This window comes from Arthrobacter sp. ISL-48 (assembly GCF_018613805.1).
Taxonomy (GTDB): domain Bacteria; phylum Actinomycetota; class Actinomycetes; order Actinomycetales; family Micrococcaceae; genus Arthrobacter.
Window position 1 is genome coordinate 63,376 of record NZ_JAGGPL010000030.1, and the last position, 15,461, is coordinate 78,836.

Genomic DNA, 15,461 nt, shown 5'->3' on the forward strand with positions numbered 1-15,461 from the left:
ACGAAACAAACCGCTCGTCCAGGCCTGAAATCGGTTCTGCTAATACGCGCATAAGTCCCCCAAAGCCGACCGAAATAAATGCACCTGCCAAATGCTTTCGGGCGTTGTTTGTCTGGTAACGGCATTTCGGGCAGGAGCCCTTGTTTGAGAAGCGCTTTGGCAGTCACTGCTTTCCGCCTGCGACTGCCACAAGTCAGCTTAACGCTTTCCGGAGTTCGGGGAAGCGATGTAACTTGAAAGTTAACAAACATGTCACGTCCAGGGCATTGCGGCTTCTCCGGACTCCGGAAAGTATTTGGACTAGGTACATCGGAGCAGGCCTTTCCGACTGCAATCATCCGGCCGATCATCGCGTTTTTAAGGAGCTTCACGTGGATATGTCCCGCATCTTCAGGGTTTTATGGGAAAGCAAATGGCTGGCGGTCACCGGAGTGATAGTGGCAGTCCTTGTGGCCCTGGCGGCGGGGTTCCGTGTTGAGGAAGGCTCCCTGAAGCCCAGGGCCGAACGCAGCTTTACCGCGTCAACCCAAGTCATGCTTTCCGGGGCCGGGATCCCTCTTTACCAGGCCCAGGCTGCCGACCCGGCGTTGGAAGGAGGGGCGGCACCCCGGGAGCAGAACCTGTCCACCGCTGCCGTCATGTTCGCTTACATCATCAGCGGGTCCACCCTTCACGATGAAGTGACGAAGCAGGCCGGGCCGCTCACAAACGACGAAACCATTAACGCCGTGCAGCGCACCACCCAGCCGAGCGGAAGCGAGGAGTTCCCCGGGCGCCTCAACCTGCCCATCGTGGAAATCCACGGCACGGCCGCCACTCCAGAACGAGCGGTCCAGCTGGCGCAGACGACTACGGAGGCCTTCCACAGCTACGTTCTTGAGCAGCAGGAGTCGGCCAAGCTGGCACCCGACGCCCGGGTGGTGCTGGCGGATATCCGCGGCGCCGCTGTGACGGAGAATGACGTCAGCAGTGTAGCTGCTCCGTTGATCGCAGTCGGCGGGGGCACGTTCCTGGCTTTCATCGCACTAATCTTCATCTTGGACAATAAGCGCCGCACCCGGACCCCCAACGTCCGCAGGTCAGTAGGAGATCCGGAACCACACGGAATCGACGGAGCCAGCGCCGGTCGGCACGAGGTCCTCGAGCCCGCCTCGCGCCGATGACTACCGCTGCCGTCCCGCCCCGCAGTCGGGCCGTCCGGCCCTTGGTTCCTGCAGCAACGGCCGCCCTCACCGCGGTCTGCCTCGTTGCCGCCCTGTACGTTCCCCCAATGATCGCCGGGATGAGTCTGGCGGGGGTGTCACTGCTATACCTGTTCCGGAAGGCGGTCTTCAACTGGCAAGGTGCCCTGATCGGGTTCGTGCTGGCCGTGATGTGGATCCCGCTCGGCGCCTACGCCATTCCCGGTGTGGGGCCTGCTGTGCCCCCTTATGCAGTGCTCCTGTTACTCATCCTCGGTGCGCTGTTCACCGCTTTGATGGCGCTACCAGGCTTCCGGTGTCCACCCATGGTCTTTTCCGGCCCCATACTGCTGTTCGGGGCAACGCTCGTACTGTCAGTGGCCGTGAATATCGGTCCGCTCGCGGAGGGAGGACTGAGCCGGGGAGTCGTGACCGGGCTGGCTGGCTACGTCCTAACGTTCGCCTCCTTCTTTACGGTTCGGCTGCTGCTGCGCACAGATCAAATGCTCACCTGGCTGATCTTTACGCTCGCACTGGCTGCCGCCGTCGTCGGCTTCTGTGCCGGCCTTGAGCGCGTCACGCGGTTCAATATCTTCGTGCACCTGAACACCTTCCTGCCGCTGCAGCCGACCGGTTCCATCGCGGACCTGCTCCGCGGCGGCGGCGCCCGGTCATTCGGCTCGGCCGAGCATCCCATCGCGCTGGGCGTGGTACTGGCCATGGCCCTGCCGCTGACCGTCCACCAATGCGTCCATGCGCCTTGGCCCAAGGCGGCCACCAGACGGCGGATCTTCTGGACTTTGGCATCGTTGCTGATCCTGGTTGGCATGATCTCCACGGTCTCGAGGACAAGTGTGGTGGCGCTGGGCGTTATGACTCTGCTGGCGCTCATTTTGCGACCTGTCCTGCTGCCGTCGCTGCTGGTGATCGGGCTTCCCATGGCGTTGGCTGCCTCCTTTATTGCGCCGGGCGCCGTCATGACTATGCTGAACTCCTTCCTGGATCCTGAGAAGCTGGTGGAGTCCCAGTACTCCAACCCCGGCTGGACGGGGTCCGGCAGGCTGGCCGATCTCGGTCCCAGCCTGCAAGAGGCCAGCCACAGCCTGTGGTTCGGTACCGGCGTGGGGAGCCGGGTGGTGACAGGGCCCGACGCCAACGCCCTGATTCTGGATAACCAACTACTTGGCATCCTTCTCATGCACGGAGTCTTCGGCCTGGCCGCGGCGCTTGCCATATTCCTGCTTCCAGCCTGGAGCATGGTTCGCTTTTCCCGGCGAGCCGAGATCGCTGGGCGGCACACCGACCTTGCGGTCGCCGTGGCTTGCGTCTGCTTGGGCTATCCCGTGACACTTTTCTTCTTTGACGGCTTCAGCTTCGAGCAGACCCTGCTGTTTGTTCTGATCCTGATGGCCGCGGGGTCCTTCCTGATCACACACGTCGGGGGACCGTCCGCAAGCCGCATGGCTCCACGGGTTTACTCGCAAGAGCTGCGCAGCGGAGTGAAAGCATGAGCGGCCAGCCGCTGGCTGCCGTAATTATTCCTGCCCACAATGAGGAGGGCGTCATTGCCCGGCTCCTGCGGAACATCATGACCGAAGCGGAGCCGGGAGAGTTCGAGATCATCGTGGCCGCGAACGGCTGCTCCGACGGCACAGCACAGGCCGCTCGGAACGCTGGCCAGAGCATCACCGTCCTGGAGCTTCCCGAGCCGTCCAAGGTGGCAGCCCTCAACGCCGGCGATGCCGCCGCAACGGTCTTTCCCCGGCTCTACGTGGACGCGGACGTCATGGTCTCTGCGGAGACGCTGCGGGCACTGGCGCGGGTCCTGTCGGATGACGACGGGACCCGGTCATCGTCCGCCGACGGCCAAACGACATCGGCCGTTCCGGCTCTTGCTCCCGGCCCGCTGGCGGCGGCGCCGGCCCTGCGGACCGATCTGACGGGTGCGTCGTGGTTTGTCCACGCCCACTACCGGATCTGGGAACTGACGGATTACCGGACCAGGGGTCATATCGGCTCCGGGATCTACGCCCTCTCCCGGCAAGGCAGGCAACGCTTCGGCCGCTTCCCGGATGTGATCGCCGACGACCGCTACGTCCAGCAACTGTTCACTCTGTCCGAGCGGCTGACCCTGCCGGAGCACACGTTCACAGTCCACTCGCCCAAGACCCTGCGTGCCCTGCTCCGGCGGGCCACCCGGGCAGCGGCCGGCAACCTTCAGCTGCAGGCCAGCGCCAACGGAACGGAAAGCGCGCACCCTCAGGCAGCCGCGGTGCCAGCCCCAGGCTCGGGCTCCCAGCTGAATCTGCTGCGCCGGGTACTGCCCAAGCCGGCGCTATGGCCGGCGTTGGCCGTGTACTGCACGGCCTACCTCATTCCGCGGATGCTCGCCGTGAGGAAAATCCGCAGCGGCCGAATGAACATCTGGGAACGCGACGAAACGAGCCGGCAATGGCACTGAAAAGCCCTCCAGCCCCATCCCTGGGGCAGAAAACCATCCGCGGTGTGCTGGTCACCCTCGGAGGTCAATGGTCAAAGACCCTGCTGCAGCTCGGCTCCACGGTGGTGCTGGCCAGGATGCTCGCACCGGACGACTTCGGCATGCTGGCCATGGTGGCAGCGATCATCGGACTGGCTGAACTGGTCAGGGACTTCGGACTCAGCGGAGCCATTATCCAGGTCAAGGAAATCGGCGACAGGCTTTGGTCCTCGCTGTTGTGGCTGTCCGCTGCACTGGGCACGCTCCTCATGCTGCTGGTGGCGGCGTCTGCCCCCCTCATCGCTGCACTTTACGGCGAGCCGCGGCTGAGCCTCATCACCCTGGTACTGGCCCCCGGCCTCCTCATCAACGGCATCTGCACGCCGCTGCAGACCAAGCTGCAGCGAGAGTTGCGCTTTTCGCTGCTGGCCAAAATTGATGTCAGCACGATGCTCTTGTCCGTTGGCGCGGCCATCGGTGGCGCCGCCCTGGGCTGGGGAGTCTGGTCTCTGGTTGCCATGAACGCCGTCGGAGCCCTGTACCGCCTGACCGTGCTGCTTGCCCGAGTCAAGCCGCACTTCGGACCGCCGCGGATCAGCCCCGGCGTGTTTCCGTTCCTGAGTAACGGCGGCAGCATTTTCGGCTCGCAACTACTCAACTATGCGGCCCGAAACGTGGATAACGTGGTGGTCGGCTCCTTTCTGGGTCCCGCTGTCCTGGGTTATTACAGCAGAGCGTACGCCCTGCTCATTACGCCGCTATCCCAGATCAACGGCCCGCTCAGTCGAGTGGCGCTGCCGGTGCTGAGCCAACTGCAGGACCAGCCTGAACGCTTCCGCCGGTACATCAGTGCCTCGCTATTGGTAATCGCCTACGTTAGCCTGCCAGTCTTCGCCGTACTTGCCGGAGTTGCGTTCCCGCTGGTGGAGCTGCTGCTGGGGCCCAACTGGTCCGCCAGCGCCGCCATCTTCCAGATGCTGGCCATCGCGGGCCTGGCACAGCCGCTCTCCTCCGCAGTGGGCTGGCTGTTCATTTCCCTGAACCGCGCACACCAGCAGCTTCTGTATTCGCTGGCCGCGCAGCCACTGCTCATCGGATCCTATTTTGTGGGCATGTGGCTGGGCGGGGTGCAGGGGCTCGCACTGGTGTACAGCCTGACCTCCGTGGCTCTGCTGGTGCCCAGTTTCTATTTCGCTATCCGAGGGACCTTTGTGGGCTGGAGGGACGTGGCCTTACCCATCATCAAGCCCCTGCTGCTGGCCCCGCTGATCTTCCTCAGCTCCTGGACCGTCACGCTGACCACGGAGCTGCCGGCCGTGGCCGAGGTTCTGCTGGGCGGCTTGGCCGGGCTGGTGCCACTGCTGCTGGCATGGCTGCTGCTGCCCCCGGTCCGACGGGACGCAGCAGAAATCCTTGCCTACGTTCAGCGGGCCCGCAGATCGTGAGGCGCATCTCCGGACGCGTTCTCCTGACGACTGCGGCGTGCATCGCCGCAATGCTGGTCGCCGCCTGCAACGAACCCCGCCCCGGGCAGGAGCCTTCCCAATCCGGCATGCCGTCGGCGCTGCAGAACCGGCAGATTCCATCAGTTGCCGCCCTTGGCGATTCCATCACCTTAGGCGTCAACGCCTGCGGCGAGGCGGGTAAATGCGGCAAGGCCTCCTGGAGCACCGGGAACGATGCCCACGTGGACAGCTTCGTAGCCCGCCTGAGCGAAGCGACCGGTCACCGATCACAGCCGATTAATCTGGCCGCGGATGGCGCTCGTGCACAGGACCTGCCGGACCAAGCGGCCGCCGCCGTTGCCGACGGCGCCAGCTTAGTGACCATCCTGGTGGGGGCCAACGACGCCTGTGCCCGGAGCCTGGAGAGGATGACGCCGACAGCAGATTTCGCCGCTGCGGTAGGAGAGGCGTTGGCCACCCTGGAGGCTGCCCCGAACCCGCCCGTGGTGTTCATCGCCTCCATCCCTCGCCTGAACGAGCTACTCAACGCCAACTCGGAAAATGAGGCAGCCAGGCAACTGTGGGACCGGAACAAAATGTGCCGGAGCTTGCTGGCCAACCCGCCCTCATCGGCAACCCAGGATGTCAGCCGTCGAACTGCCGTTGACGTCCGCGTGAACGAGTACAACGTGGCTTTGGCCGAGCAGTGCGCCGCCGCGACGAGGTGTATTTTCGACGGCGGCGCCGTAGCCGCCGTCAATTTTACGCCGGCGCACATTTCCAGCGTCGACTATTTCCATCCTTCCCGCGAGGGGCAGCGCGCCATCGCGGAGGCCAGCTGGAACGCTCTTGCTAACGCCCTCAACCACTGCGAACTTCCGCCCGCTCTGAAGGGTGACTTCGGATGCTGAAAATACTCGCTGCGCTATCGGCCGTGGCTCTGGGATTGTCCGGCTGCTCCGGTGCCCCGAAGGAACCGGCGGCACCTGAAACAGCGGCTACCGCATGGCCGAGCGACGGACCGCCCATCCAACCCCCGCAGATACTTGCCTCGGCGGCGGATGCGCTCTATGTCAGTCCGGCCGGCAGCGGCGACGCCTGCGCACGAGATTCGCCGTGCATGCTGACCGATGCGCTGTCCCGGGCGAAGGCGGGCGGCACCGTAGCCCTGCTGGATGGGGACTACGGCAAACTGGTGATCTCAGCCATCGAGGCCCTCGATCGGATGGACGGACATGTGTCCATCATGCCTGCAAAGGGTTCCTCCCCCGTGATTGGCAGCCTGGACTTGCGTTCCCCCAATACTGCCTGGAACGGGATACGCTTCACCGGCACCTTAATGATCCGCGGGTTTGCCCCCAACACGGAACTGAACGGCATTCATGTGGACGGAGCCGGTGTGTTTGTTCGGGCGAAGAACGTCGTAGTTCGGGATTCCCTCCTGGAGAACGGCGTCTCAACCGATGGCATCCAGGTGGGGCAAGCGGAAGGCGTGCTGATCGAGGGCAACCGCATCCGCAACTACGCCCAGGAGGACGCGGCTGGTTTCCACGCAGACTGCATCCAGATGTTCGACAGCAAGGACATCACCGTCCGCGGAAACATCTTGTCCAACTGCTATAACGCCAGCCTGATTTTTTCTCCGGGTAAAGGAGACGGCACCCACAATGTGCTGATCGAGTCGAACTTTGTCCAGGGATGCCCCGAACTCAACGGCGCCTGCCGCGGCGGCGTGGCCTTGGACATGCGCACCACGGACGAGAACACGGGCATCACTGTCCGGAACAACACTTTCGTGGATGGCGCTGTTCGTGCTGGGACCCTTCCGGACAGTGTGTTTGACCGCAATTACGTGGAATATCTGTCCCTCTGTGATACACCGATGACCAACAGCGTCGTGGTGGCTTGGAATAAGGGGTTGTGCGCCACTCCGACCAACCTTGACAAAGCCGGCAACCGGCACGGATCAGCCGAATTCATCAATCGTGCAACGGCCGACTTGCGGGTAAAGGACCTGTCCGCGGTCCGTGTCACCCCTGTGCCCGGCAGCGATCCCGCTGCCGCTGATCTCTTCGGAAACCCATTGGCACCTGACACCGCTGGCGCTTCATCCCTCCGATAAGCAACCGCTGGAGGACCCTTCCTAGGCCCTCAGCCGAGACGTCGTCCAGGTGGTCGTCGGACGCTGATCCAGTGCGGCCACGAATTCACTGCGCAGCCGCTTGGCCGCCAGCCGAATATCCAGCTCCTCGCTGCGGATCGCCGCCTCTTCGCCAAGCCGCCGGCGCAACTCCGCATCCTGGTACAGCCGCAGGATAGCCTGTTCCAGCTCCACCGCATTGCCCGGCTCGACCACCAGGGAATCCTCCCCGTCCGTGCAGAAGTCAGTAAACCCGCTTCCGGATGTGACAATTACGGGTTTGCCAGCAATCTTCGCCTCCAGCGCGGCGATGCCAAAAGCTTCGAACCGGCTGGGGAAAACAGCAACATCGCTGGCTGCCAGTTCCCTGAGCAGCTCGTCCCGGCCCAGCTGGCCCAGAAGCCGCAGCCGTCCCCCTTCCGCGGCCGCCTCCGCCTGTAGCCCTTCCCTGCTGAGCGGTCCCTCACTGTGTTCCAGCCGCCCTGCCAGGGTGAGTACTACCTCGGGGTATCGGGCCCAAACGCCGCGCATTGCTTCCATCAGGGTGTCCGCGCCCTTCCAGTGCGAGATCCGGCCAGCGAAATAGACAGCAAAGGGCCGTGCCACGCCGGCGTCGCGGCGGGTACGGGCGGCCGCACGGATCCACGCAGTATCCAGTCCGTTGTGCACCACGGATGTGGGAACGTGGTCCACGTTCCACAGCCGCCGGGTCCAGTCCACGATCGCAGCGCTCACACCGATCAGCAGGTCCGAATGCTCGGCCTGGTGGCGTTCCAGCACCTTCTGCAGCCGGTGGACCCTCTGGACCGGCTTCCCGACAGAGTTAATCTGCTCCACCTGCTCAAAGGAGGTGGCCAGGCAGGTTACCATCAGCACGGAGGGGTGCCGGAGCCGCGCCAATAGAGTGGCCCAGCCGCCCCATTCAGGGGCGAACACAACATCGAAATTGCGGGAACGCCCCAAGGCCAGGGCGTAGCTGAGCGGCGCAGCCACCACCTTGGGAATGCCCAGCAGACGATACGGGGCCACCGAGCGGATCCGGACGGTTACGCCGTCGATTATTCGCTGTTCCTCTCGGAGGCGCAGGTCCCGTGCGGAGCGGTGCACCACAATGGTCACTTGATCCCCGGCGCTGGCGAGCGCCTTTGCTGTCTCCAGAAACTGCACGCCGATCCCCCCGGTGTAAGGAGAAATCCCGGGGATTTCGTCCGTTACGAAGCAGATCCGGAGCGGACGCAAATCCGCCTCGGTTCCTGACGTGTGGGGGGCTGCGGCTTTCGCCCTCATCCCAGCACCTCTGCTTTCCTGGGTGGGTTGACGTCCACAAAAGTCTCTCCGACCACCGGATAGCGCGCGGCTATCAGCGCGCCGTACAGCACACCGCCCACCTGTGCCCAGTCGGATGCAGTGTGCTCCGAGTGGCGGAGGGTCGACCGCAGGGCTCGGCGGACGGTTCTGGTCAGTACGACGGCGCCCAGCGTCAGTCCCAGGCGCCGCTCCAGGCGGAAGTATTTGGCTGCCAGTGCGCCCAGACCCAGACCGTAGCCGTATAGGAGCCCGCGGTGAGCGGCATCGCGGCGGACATTTGTGTGCGCTACTACGGCATCCGTCTGGTGGACCGCGTCCCAGCCGGCCCGCAGGAGCCGGCAGAACATGTCCAGGTCCTCCGCCCCGGCCAGACGCCGTCCCGCGCCTAGGACCGGGTCGAATCCACCGGTCGCCAGCACAGCTGTGCGCCTCATCGCCATCAGCGCCCCGTGCCCTAGGTCCAGCCCGGCGAGTGTTCGGCCTGAAAACCGGACGGCGGAAGGGGTGCGGAGCTGATCGGCCACCCTGCCGGTGACCACCGCCACCTGGTCATCGCAGAACGGGGCCGTCACGTTCTCAATCCATAGCGGCCACGGTTCGCAGTCATCGTCAGTGAATACCACGATCTCGGCAGTTACACTGGTAAGTCCCACATTGCGGGCGATGGACAGCCCCGGTATCTCCGTCCGGACATAATCCACGCCGGCTTCAAGGCATACGCGCCGGGTTTCGTCGGTGTCCGACGCCGAGTCCACCACCAGGACCTGAATCCCTTGGGGTGAATTGGCCAGGACGAACTTCAGCGCCCGGGCCAGCTTTTGCGGCCGGTTCCGGCTGCAGACGATGACGGCGGCGTCCAGCGCCGCCGCCCCTGCCTGGCGGTTCACCGCCGGACTCCGGCAGGCAAATACGCCGCCACGAACCCGGCGATATCGTCAGAGGACAGCAGCGCGGCACGGTTTCGCACGGTTTCGTCCGGCCAATTCCACCACGCGATCTCGAGCATCGGCTGGATCAGCTCCTCGGGCAGCCGGGAGCGGACCTCGCGGGCCGGGTTGCCGGCAACCACAGCATACGGTGCCACATCGCGGTTGACGACGGCGCCGGCGCCCACCACGGCACCATGGCCGATATTCACGCCGCTGAGGATCGTGGCGTTGGTACCGATCCACACGTCCGAGCCGATGGACACGTCTCCCGGCGACCACGGGTAGCCGTCTGTTCCGGCGTCTGCCAGGCCCAGCCTGATGCGCAGCGGAAAGGTGGTGACCCGGTCCATGGGATGATATCCGCCGAGCACGATTGTCACGCCCCGGGCAATGGAGGTGTAGGAGCCGATAGTCAGCCGGGTGCTGTCATGGGTGAAAGTGTGGATGATCGGATTACCGTAAGTGTGGGCACCCATAGTGGCTTGGCCTCTTCGCATCAGGACGCTGATGTCCTTGCGCGGGTCCGCCCAAGCAGAGCGGAGCCTGTTGTACAGTTTCATGCCGCGAACCTCTCGATCAGGGCGGACAGGTCCTGCGTCATCCGCTCGGTATTCAGTACCGTCTCCACCGCCTCCCGGCCATGCTCCCCCATCTGCCGGGCGAGTACCTGGTCATCCAGCAGTTGGAGGGTCCGTTCGGCCAGTTGCTCGGCCTGCCGGACCGGCACCAGAAACCCCGAGTGGTTGGGCCGCACGTAATCGGTCATGCCTGCGGTAGCGGTGGCCACCACAGGGCGCCCAGTGGCCATTGCCTCCAGTGCGGCGGTCATGCCGGAGACGTGGAGGTTTTCTCGTGTGGCCAGCACCAGCGCGGACGACGCCGCGTAAACCTCCCTGAGCCGGTCATGGGTCAGCCGCGGCAGCCGTTCCACGCCGTCGGGCAGCGCCTGGCCTTCCGCGACCTGGACCAGGATCCGTGCATCCGGCCTCCGGGCCCGGACCCGTTCCAGCGCTTCGAGCAGAGTGGAGGTGTCCCTGTCGCGGTCCGCGCCGACGCTGAGGATCTGCGGCCGTCCCTGGGGCCAGGGCCGCGGATGGAAAAACTCCTTGTCCACACCGAAAAGCAGCTGCCGCACCGGCGCATCGGGGTCCAGCCAGTCCCCGCCGAGCCACCGTCGAAGGGGGTCCAACTGGGCAGCAGACAAGACCCAGAGGCCGTCCATACGTCCCAGGACGCGGCGGAGCAGCAGCATCCGCAAGTCCATGGGACCCCTGCGGCGTGCTTCGTCTGTGGCCCAGATGACGCCGCTGAACATCTTCTGTGCCGGAGCACCGGCAACCAGCCGCAGCAGGGTGTTTTCGTCCCATGCGGCCGCAAGGTCCGTCGTGGGCCGCGGGCCGCTGCCCAGTGTTCTGGAGTATTGACGGCTGACCAGCGCCAACCTGAGCAGGCCCGACGCAGGCACCTTGGCAACCGTCGTCGCTGCGCTTGGGGCGCCTGCCACCGCCAGCCGGTCCAGGGAGTAAGGCCAGAACCCGGCCACTTCTCCGGCCAGGTTACGGCGCTTCCAGCCTTCTACGTTCCGCTCTGTGGAGAAGGCGAACCGCAGTCCTGGCGTGGCGCCAGGAGGCTCGGTGGCAGGACGACCGCCCGCGGGGCGGGTGTCCTCCTCCAGCATCAAGCCGCCGCCCCGGGCCTGACCCGGGCAGGCGGCCTAACAAGCGGGCGCTTGGTGTACGCCCCGTGCTTGCGAAAGAACTTCATGGCGGAGGCAATGTGCTGGCGCGCCAGGCGGTTGGTGAACACCGCCGCAGGGCCTCCCTTTTTGGAGGCCCTGCCCCAGCCATGCATACAGGAAACGGTCGGAAGGTAATGCACCTTCCAGCCGGTCTGCCAGAACCGCAGGCACCAGTCCACATCCTCGAAGTACATGAAGTACTCCTCGGCCAGTGGCCCCACCTGGCCGATCGCAGTGCGGCGGACCAGCATGCATGCGCCCATCACCCAGTCGGCTTCCATCGGGATTCCCAGCCGGATAGCCTCGTCTACCTCGCGATGCATCTCGAAGCGGCCCAAATCCCAGCGCCCCAGCGGGGTTCTGCCCAGGGGAGTCCGCCGGTTGGCGATGGTCCAGGGACGGTAAAAAGCGAATGCGGAGTGCTGGTGCCGGCCGTCGCTTTCGGTCAGCCGAGGTGCCACCAGCCCCACCTCCGGGTTGTTCTCCAGGTGAGTGGCCATGCCCTCGAGCATTCCCGGTTCCAGCCGGACGTCCGCGTTCAGCACGAGCACATAGGGGGCGGCGGAAAGGGCCAGCCCGCCGTTGACCAGCCGGGCGTACCCCACATTGTGGCGGTGCGGCAGGTAGCTGGCTTGGGGAAGGGCGGCCTGAACCATGGCGTCCACCTGTGGCTCGACCTCCGAGTCCGCCACGATCACCTCCAGTTTCCAGGACTCAGGAAGCGCCTTGAGGGACTGAAGGCAGGTGGCCAGCTCTTTGAGGGAGTGGTAGTGAGTGATGACGACAGCAATGCTGGACAGGGGACTCATGAGACCCACTCCTTCGTATTGTCAGTGTGGGTTGTATATTCGCTGGGGGCAAAGCCCTCCAGCTGAAATGGAGGGGCGCTTTCCAGCCGGACGGTCCTGCGGGCCGAGGCGTCCGCGAGTACTTCCGGGCGCAGGTCCTCCAGCCGGCACATGACCGCCAGATTGCGGCGGGCCAGTTCGGCGGCGATCTGGAGTTGATGGTCGTCGATGTGTTCGCCGTGGCTCGCCAGGCGGGGCACCAGGACGGGGCACTTGCCGTGTTCGATCGCGGTCAGCGCCGCCCCGGTCCCGGAGTGGGCCACGACGACGTCGGCCGCCGCCACCGCGGCGAGCATTTCATCGTGATCCACGTGTGGGCGGGCCTCGATGCCGAGGCCGGTGACGTCCGTGGTTCCCGTCTGCCAAAGCACCTCGCAGCCATCCAGCAGCGGCACCAGCGCCTCGAAGAGGCGGCGGAACCCGTAGGACTCGGTAGTGCCCACGGTGACGACCACCCGGCGGACAGGCCCGACGTCGGCCGGCGGCCCGGCGTCGTAAGCGTCGAAGATGGAGCCACGGAACTGCCACCGCCCCCCGGACCAGGCCGGATACTGGCTGTAGGTGTTCACCAACGGATCCAGGGCCAGGATCCGTCCGGTCAGGGAAGGCCCGTCTGCGCGTGCAGCACTTTCAATGTAGTGGGCGCTTGCCCCCATCCGGGCGGCCAGGGGCAGGAAGTTCACCGCGATGCTGGAGCCTGTGCTGATAGCAGTTTCGTACCTGCTGTGCCGTAGGACTTTACGGGCCAGCTGCGCGTTGCGCAGAATATTCAAGGTGTCACGGGGCGCTGCGTAGCGGGCAAACAGGACGTTGCGGCCAGCCAGCAGCTGGCGGCTCAGGCCTGTTTCGAAGGTCACCCAGTACTGGTCATCGGCCGGGAGACCGATCCGATCCGCGAGGGTAAAGAGCTGCTTTAGGTGGCCACCGCCTGAGCAGACCAACAGATGCCTGCCCATCAGTAGGCTCCTTCCCGCTTGAGCACGGCCTTGACCGTCCGGGCCAGAATGTGGATGTCCCCGGCCAGAGACCAATTCTCCACGTAATACAGGTCCAACCTCACACTTTCCTCCCAGTCCAGATCCGAGCGTCCGCTGACCTGCCAGAGCCCGGTGATTCCGGGTTTGATCAGTAGTCTGCGGGCCACCTGGTGCTCGTACTGGTCCGCTTCCTCAGGTAGCGGAGGCCGCGGACCCACCAGACTCATCCCGCCGATGAGGACGTTCCAAAACTGGGGCAGTTCATCCAGCGAGTAGCGGCGCGTGAAAGCCCCCACCCTGGTTATCCGAGGGTCCCCCTTCATCTTGAACAGCAGACCGTTGCCTTCGTTGAGCCGCTGCAGCTTCGCCAGCTCCGTCTCGGCCTGGACAAACATGGAACGGAACTTATACATCACAAACCGGCTGCCCTGAACACCCACCCGCTCCTGCCGGAAGATCGCGGGGCCGGGGCTGTCAAGTTTCACGGCCAGAGCCACCAGAGCCATGGGCACCGCGAACACCAGCAGCGCGGCCGCGGCCACGACGACGTCGAACGCACGCTTGAGGGTGTGATTTACCCCAGAATACTGGGGCAGGTCCACATGAACCATCGGCAGGCCTTCGACCGGACGCAGGTGCAGGCGCGGGCCAGCCACATCGGTGAGCCGGGAGACCAGGATCAGTTCAGCCCGAAAATTTTCCAGCTCCCAGCCCAGCCGCCTGATCTCCTCCCGGCCACCGGGGAGTTCGCCGGCGATTATCACGGCCCGGGTACGGGAGCGCCGGACGAGTTCAGGCACCCGCTGCAGATCCACCCTGGGTATGGTTCCCAGGGGATCTTTCCCACCGGCAGCTGTGGCATGGTCCGTGAGGGCCACGCCTATGGCCCGGTAACCGGCCTTGGTATGGGTTCGCAGCTGGGAAACCACCCGCGCCACGTCCGCGTACGGCCCGATCACAACGGCACCCATGAGGCAGCGGCCCTGGCGTCGCAGGGCAGCCAGGTGCTGGCGCCAGGCGAAGCGTCCGATCAGCAGTCCGGCAACGCCCACCGGAAAGGCCAGAATCAGGTAGCCACGGGCGAATTCCAGCTTGCCCAGGTAGCTGACCACCGCCAGCGCGCCGAACACCACGGCGGAGGCGGAAACAATACGGGAGTATTCGGTGACACCGATCCCGATAATCCTGCGGTCCCGGCTCTTATTCAGCCAGAGGGCCCACAGCCAGAAGGTCGCGAGGACCGCGGAATACAGCATATGCTGCGGGTCATCCTGGACATCTACGCTGTCCAGTCCGAACCTGAGGGTTTGGGCGAGCAATAAAGTGGCCAGAACAACGGCGATATCCGTCACGATGATGGCGACCTGGTATTTCATGTCCCAGTTCCGGCGGGCCGGCTGGGAGGGAACCTCCACCAGTGCGGCGGGTGAATCGGTAGCGCTGGGCTCCTGGCCTGTAGAAGTCGCTGCGCGGCCAAGCTCGTGAATAGTATTGACAGATAACAAAGTGGTCCCCCAACCCCTTGTGATGATGAAGAAAAACGCCCCCAGCGTCGGGACGATCATATACGCTGATGGGTAATACTCAAAAGAATACAGGTGCACCTAAGCTTGGTTTTCCTGGCATGGAATGCTAGGTGGACTCTGGCGATGGTGTGAATTGGTCCAATTATTACCCCCACCCGCGGAGACCGCAAGGGACAAGCCGCGAGTTAATGAGTTGTTTACAGTCAAACAGAAAAGACACCAAAGTAGAATTTGCGGGCTGCGAAATGACGATCACGTAAAAGACCGTGAAAATTACAGAACAGCTCGATGCCATGAAGTTGCTTTCTGAAGGATCCGCGGCTCAGGATGTCCCCGGCAAAGGGCTATTCGTGGTTCGTGGGGCATTGAGTTCGTGGGCTGAAGACAGGGGGCGTGGCCCTGTTCGCAGGGTGTGTCCAGCATTCAATCTGGAACAGGACCACGAGCCTTGAGCGAACCTATTGGGGCATTTGACGCTGCCACCATCCTCTTCAACCTGCCCCACGCCGCCTCCACCACCCCCACTACTGGCTGCCGGCAGGTCATCGTTGAAACCAACCAGACGCCGGGCTCCCCCAGCCGCGGGTCATCTCCTCCTGGCGGAAGGAACGGCGCCTCCAGCGGCTCGGCGACAAGCTCCTGGACGCGGTCATTCGCTCCCGCCATGCTGCATCGGAGACGGACACGGGCTTCGCCGTATGCTGGTGGATGGTCCGGGACTGATGAAGCCTGCTTGCTAAAACCTGCCGGAAGCGGACAAGCTCGGCCTCCGGATGCTGGGCACTGATGAGCACAAGTTCCGAGCCACGCTCGGCGGCGTGGGAATGTTCACACTCCCGACCAACGATCTCTCAGATCCTGCACTCCCAGGATGCTCTCTCACTTCGTGC

General features: G+C 64.4%; 13 protein-coding genes. 6 read left to right on the forward strand and 7 right to left on the reverse strand.

Annotation, left to right across the window (positions count from 1 at the left end):
- Positions 1 to 371: 371 nt before the first annotated feature.
- Genes J7E83_RS20530 through J7E83_RS20555 form a run of 6 tightly spaced genes read left to right on the forward strand, consistent with a single transcriptional unit; the run spans position 372 to position 7,227 of the window.
- Positions 372 to 1,163, forward strand: a complete 792-nt coding sequence (locus tag J7E83_RS20530) for a hypothetical protein (RefSeq protein ID WP_214965941.1) — start codon at positions 372 to 374, stop codon at positions 1,161 to 1,163.
- Positions 1,160 to 2,692, forward strand: coding sequence for a hypothetical protein (locus J7E83_RS20535; protein WP_214965943.1), 1,533 nt, complete (start codon positions 1,160 to 1,162; stop codon positions 2,690 to 2,692). The genes J7E83_RS20530 and J7E83_RS20535 overlap by 4 nt, the downstream gene beginning before the upstream one ends.
- Positions 2,689 to 3,642, forward strand: coding sequence for a glycosyltransferase (locus J7E83_RS20540; RefSeq protein WP_214965944.1), 954 nt, complete (start codon positions 2,689 to 2,691; stop codon positions 3,640 to 3,642). Before J7E83_RS20535 ends, J7E83_RS20540 begins: the two co-directional genes overlap by 4 nt.
- On the forward strand, positions 3,633 to 5,105 hold the full coding sequence (locus J7E83_RS20545) for a lipopolysaccharide biosynthesis protein (RefSeq protein ID WP_214965946.1): 1,473 nt from the start codon (positions 3,633 to 3,635) through the stop codon (positions 5,103 to 5,105). Before J7E83_RS20540 ends, J7E83_RS20545 begins: the two co-directional genes overlap by 10 nt.
- The gene (locus J7E83_RS20550; RefSeq protein ID WP_214965948.1) at positions 5,102 to 6,016 is read left to right on the forward strand and encodes a GDSL-type esterase/lipase family protein; all 915 of its coding nucleotides are present in this window, start codon (positions 5,102 to 5,104) and stop codon (positions 6,014 to 6,016) included. The genes J7E83_RS20545 and J7E83_RS20550 overlap by 4 nt, the downstream gene beginning before the upstream one ends.
- The gene (locus tag J7E83_RS20555) at positions 6,010 to 7,227 is read left to right on the forward strand and encodes a right-handed parallel beta-helix repeat-containing protein (protein ID WP_214965950.1); all 1,218 of its coding nucleotides are present in this window, start codon (positions 6,010 to 6,012) and stop codon (positions 7,225 to 7,227) included. The genes J7E83_RS20550 and J7E83_RS20555 overlap by 7 nt, the downstream gene beginning before the upstream one ends.
- Before the next feature lie 21 nt (positions 7,228 to 7,248).
- Here the strand turns inward: J7E83_RS20555 and J7E83_RS20560 are convergent, their stop codons facing one another.
- From J7E83_RS20560 to J7E83_RS20590, 7 genes are read right to left on the reverse strand one after another with little or no spacing between them, the layout of a single operon-like run.
- Positions 7,249 to 8,532, reverse strand: a complete 1,284-nt coding sequence (locus J7E83_RS20560) for a glycosyltransferase family 4 protein (protein WP_214965952.1) — start codon at positions 8,530 to 8,532, stop codon at positions 7,249 to 7,251.
- On the reverse strand, positions 8,529 to 9,440 hold the full coding sequence (locus J7E83_RS20565) for a glycosyltransferase (protein WP_214965954.1): 912 nt from the start codon (positions 9,438 to 9,440) through the stop codon (positions 8,529 to 8,531). Before J7E83_RS20565 ends, J7E83_RS20560 begins: the two co-directional genes overlap by 4 nt.
- Positions 9,437 to 10,042, reverse strand: a complete 606-nt coding sequence (locus J7E83_RS21470; RefSeq protein ID WP_214965956.1) for a CatB-related O-acetyltransferase — start codon at positions 10,040 to 10,042, stop codon at positions 9,437 to 9,439. The genes J7E83_RS20565 and J7E83_RS21470 overlap by 4 nt, the downstream gene beginning before the upstream one ends.
- A complete protein-coding gene (locus J7E83_RS20575; protein ID WP_214965958.1) occupies positions 10,039 to 11,160 on the reverse strand; it encodes a glycosyltransferase family 4 protein in 1,122 nt (373 codons plus the stop codon). The genes J7E83_RS21470 and J7E83_RS20575 overlap by 4 nt, the downstream gene beginning before the upstream one ends.
- Positions 11,160 to 12,029 (reverse strand): glycosyltransferase, encoded by an 870-nt coding sequence (locus J7E83_RS20580; RefSeq protein ID WP_214965960.1) that lies wholly within the window; start codon positions 12,027 to 12,029, stop codon positions 11,160 to 11,162. Before J7E83_RS20580 ends, J7E83_RS20575 begins: the two co-directional genes overlap by 1 nt.
- Positions 12,026 to 13,024, reverse strand: a complete 999-nt coding sequence (locus J7E83_RS20585; protein ID WP_214965962.1) for a glycosyltransferase — start codon at positions 13,022 to 13,024, stop codon at positions 12,026 to 12,028. The genes J7E83_RS20580 and J7E83_RS20585 overlap by 4 nt, the downstream gene beginning before the upstream one ends.
- Positions 13,024 to 14,421, reverse strand: a complete 1,398-nt coding sequence (locus J7E83_RS20590) for a sugar transferase (protein ID WP_251044249.1) — start codon at positions 14,419 to 14,421, stop codon at positions 13,024 to 13,026. The genes J7E83_RS20585 and J7E83_RS20590 overlap by 1 nt, the downstream gene beginning before the upstream one ends.
- Positions 14,422 to 15,461: the final 1,040 nt, after the last annotated feature.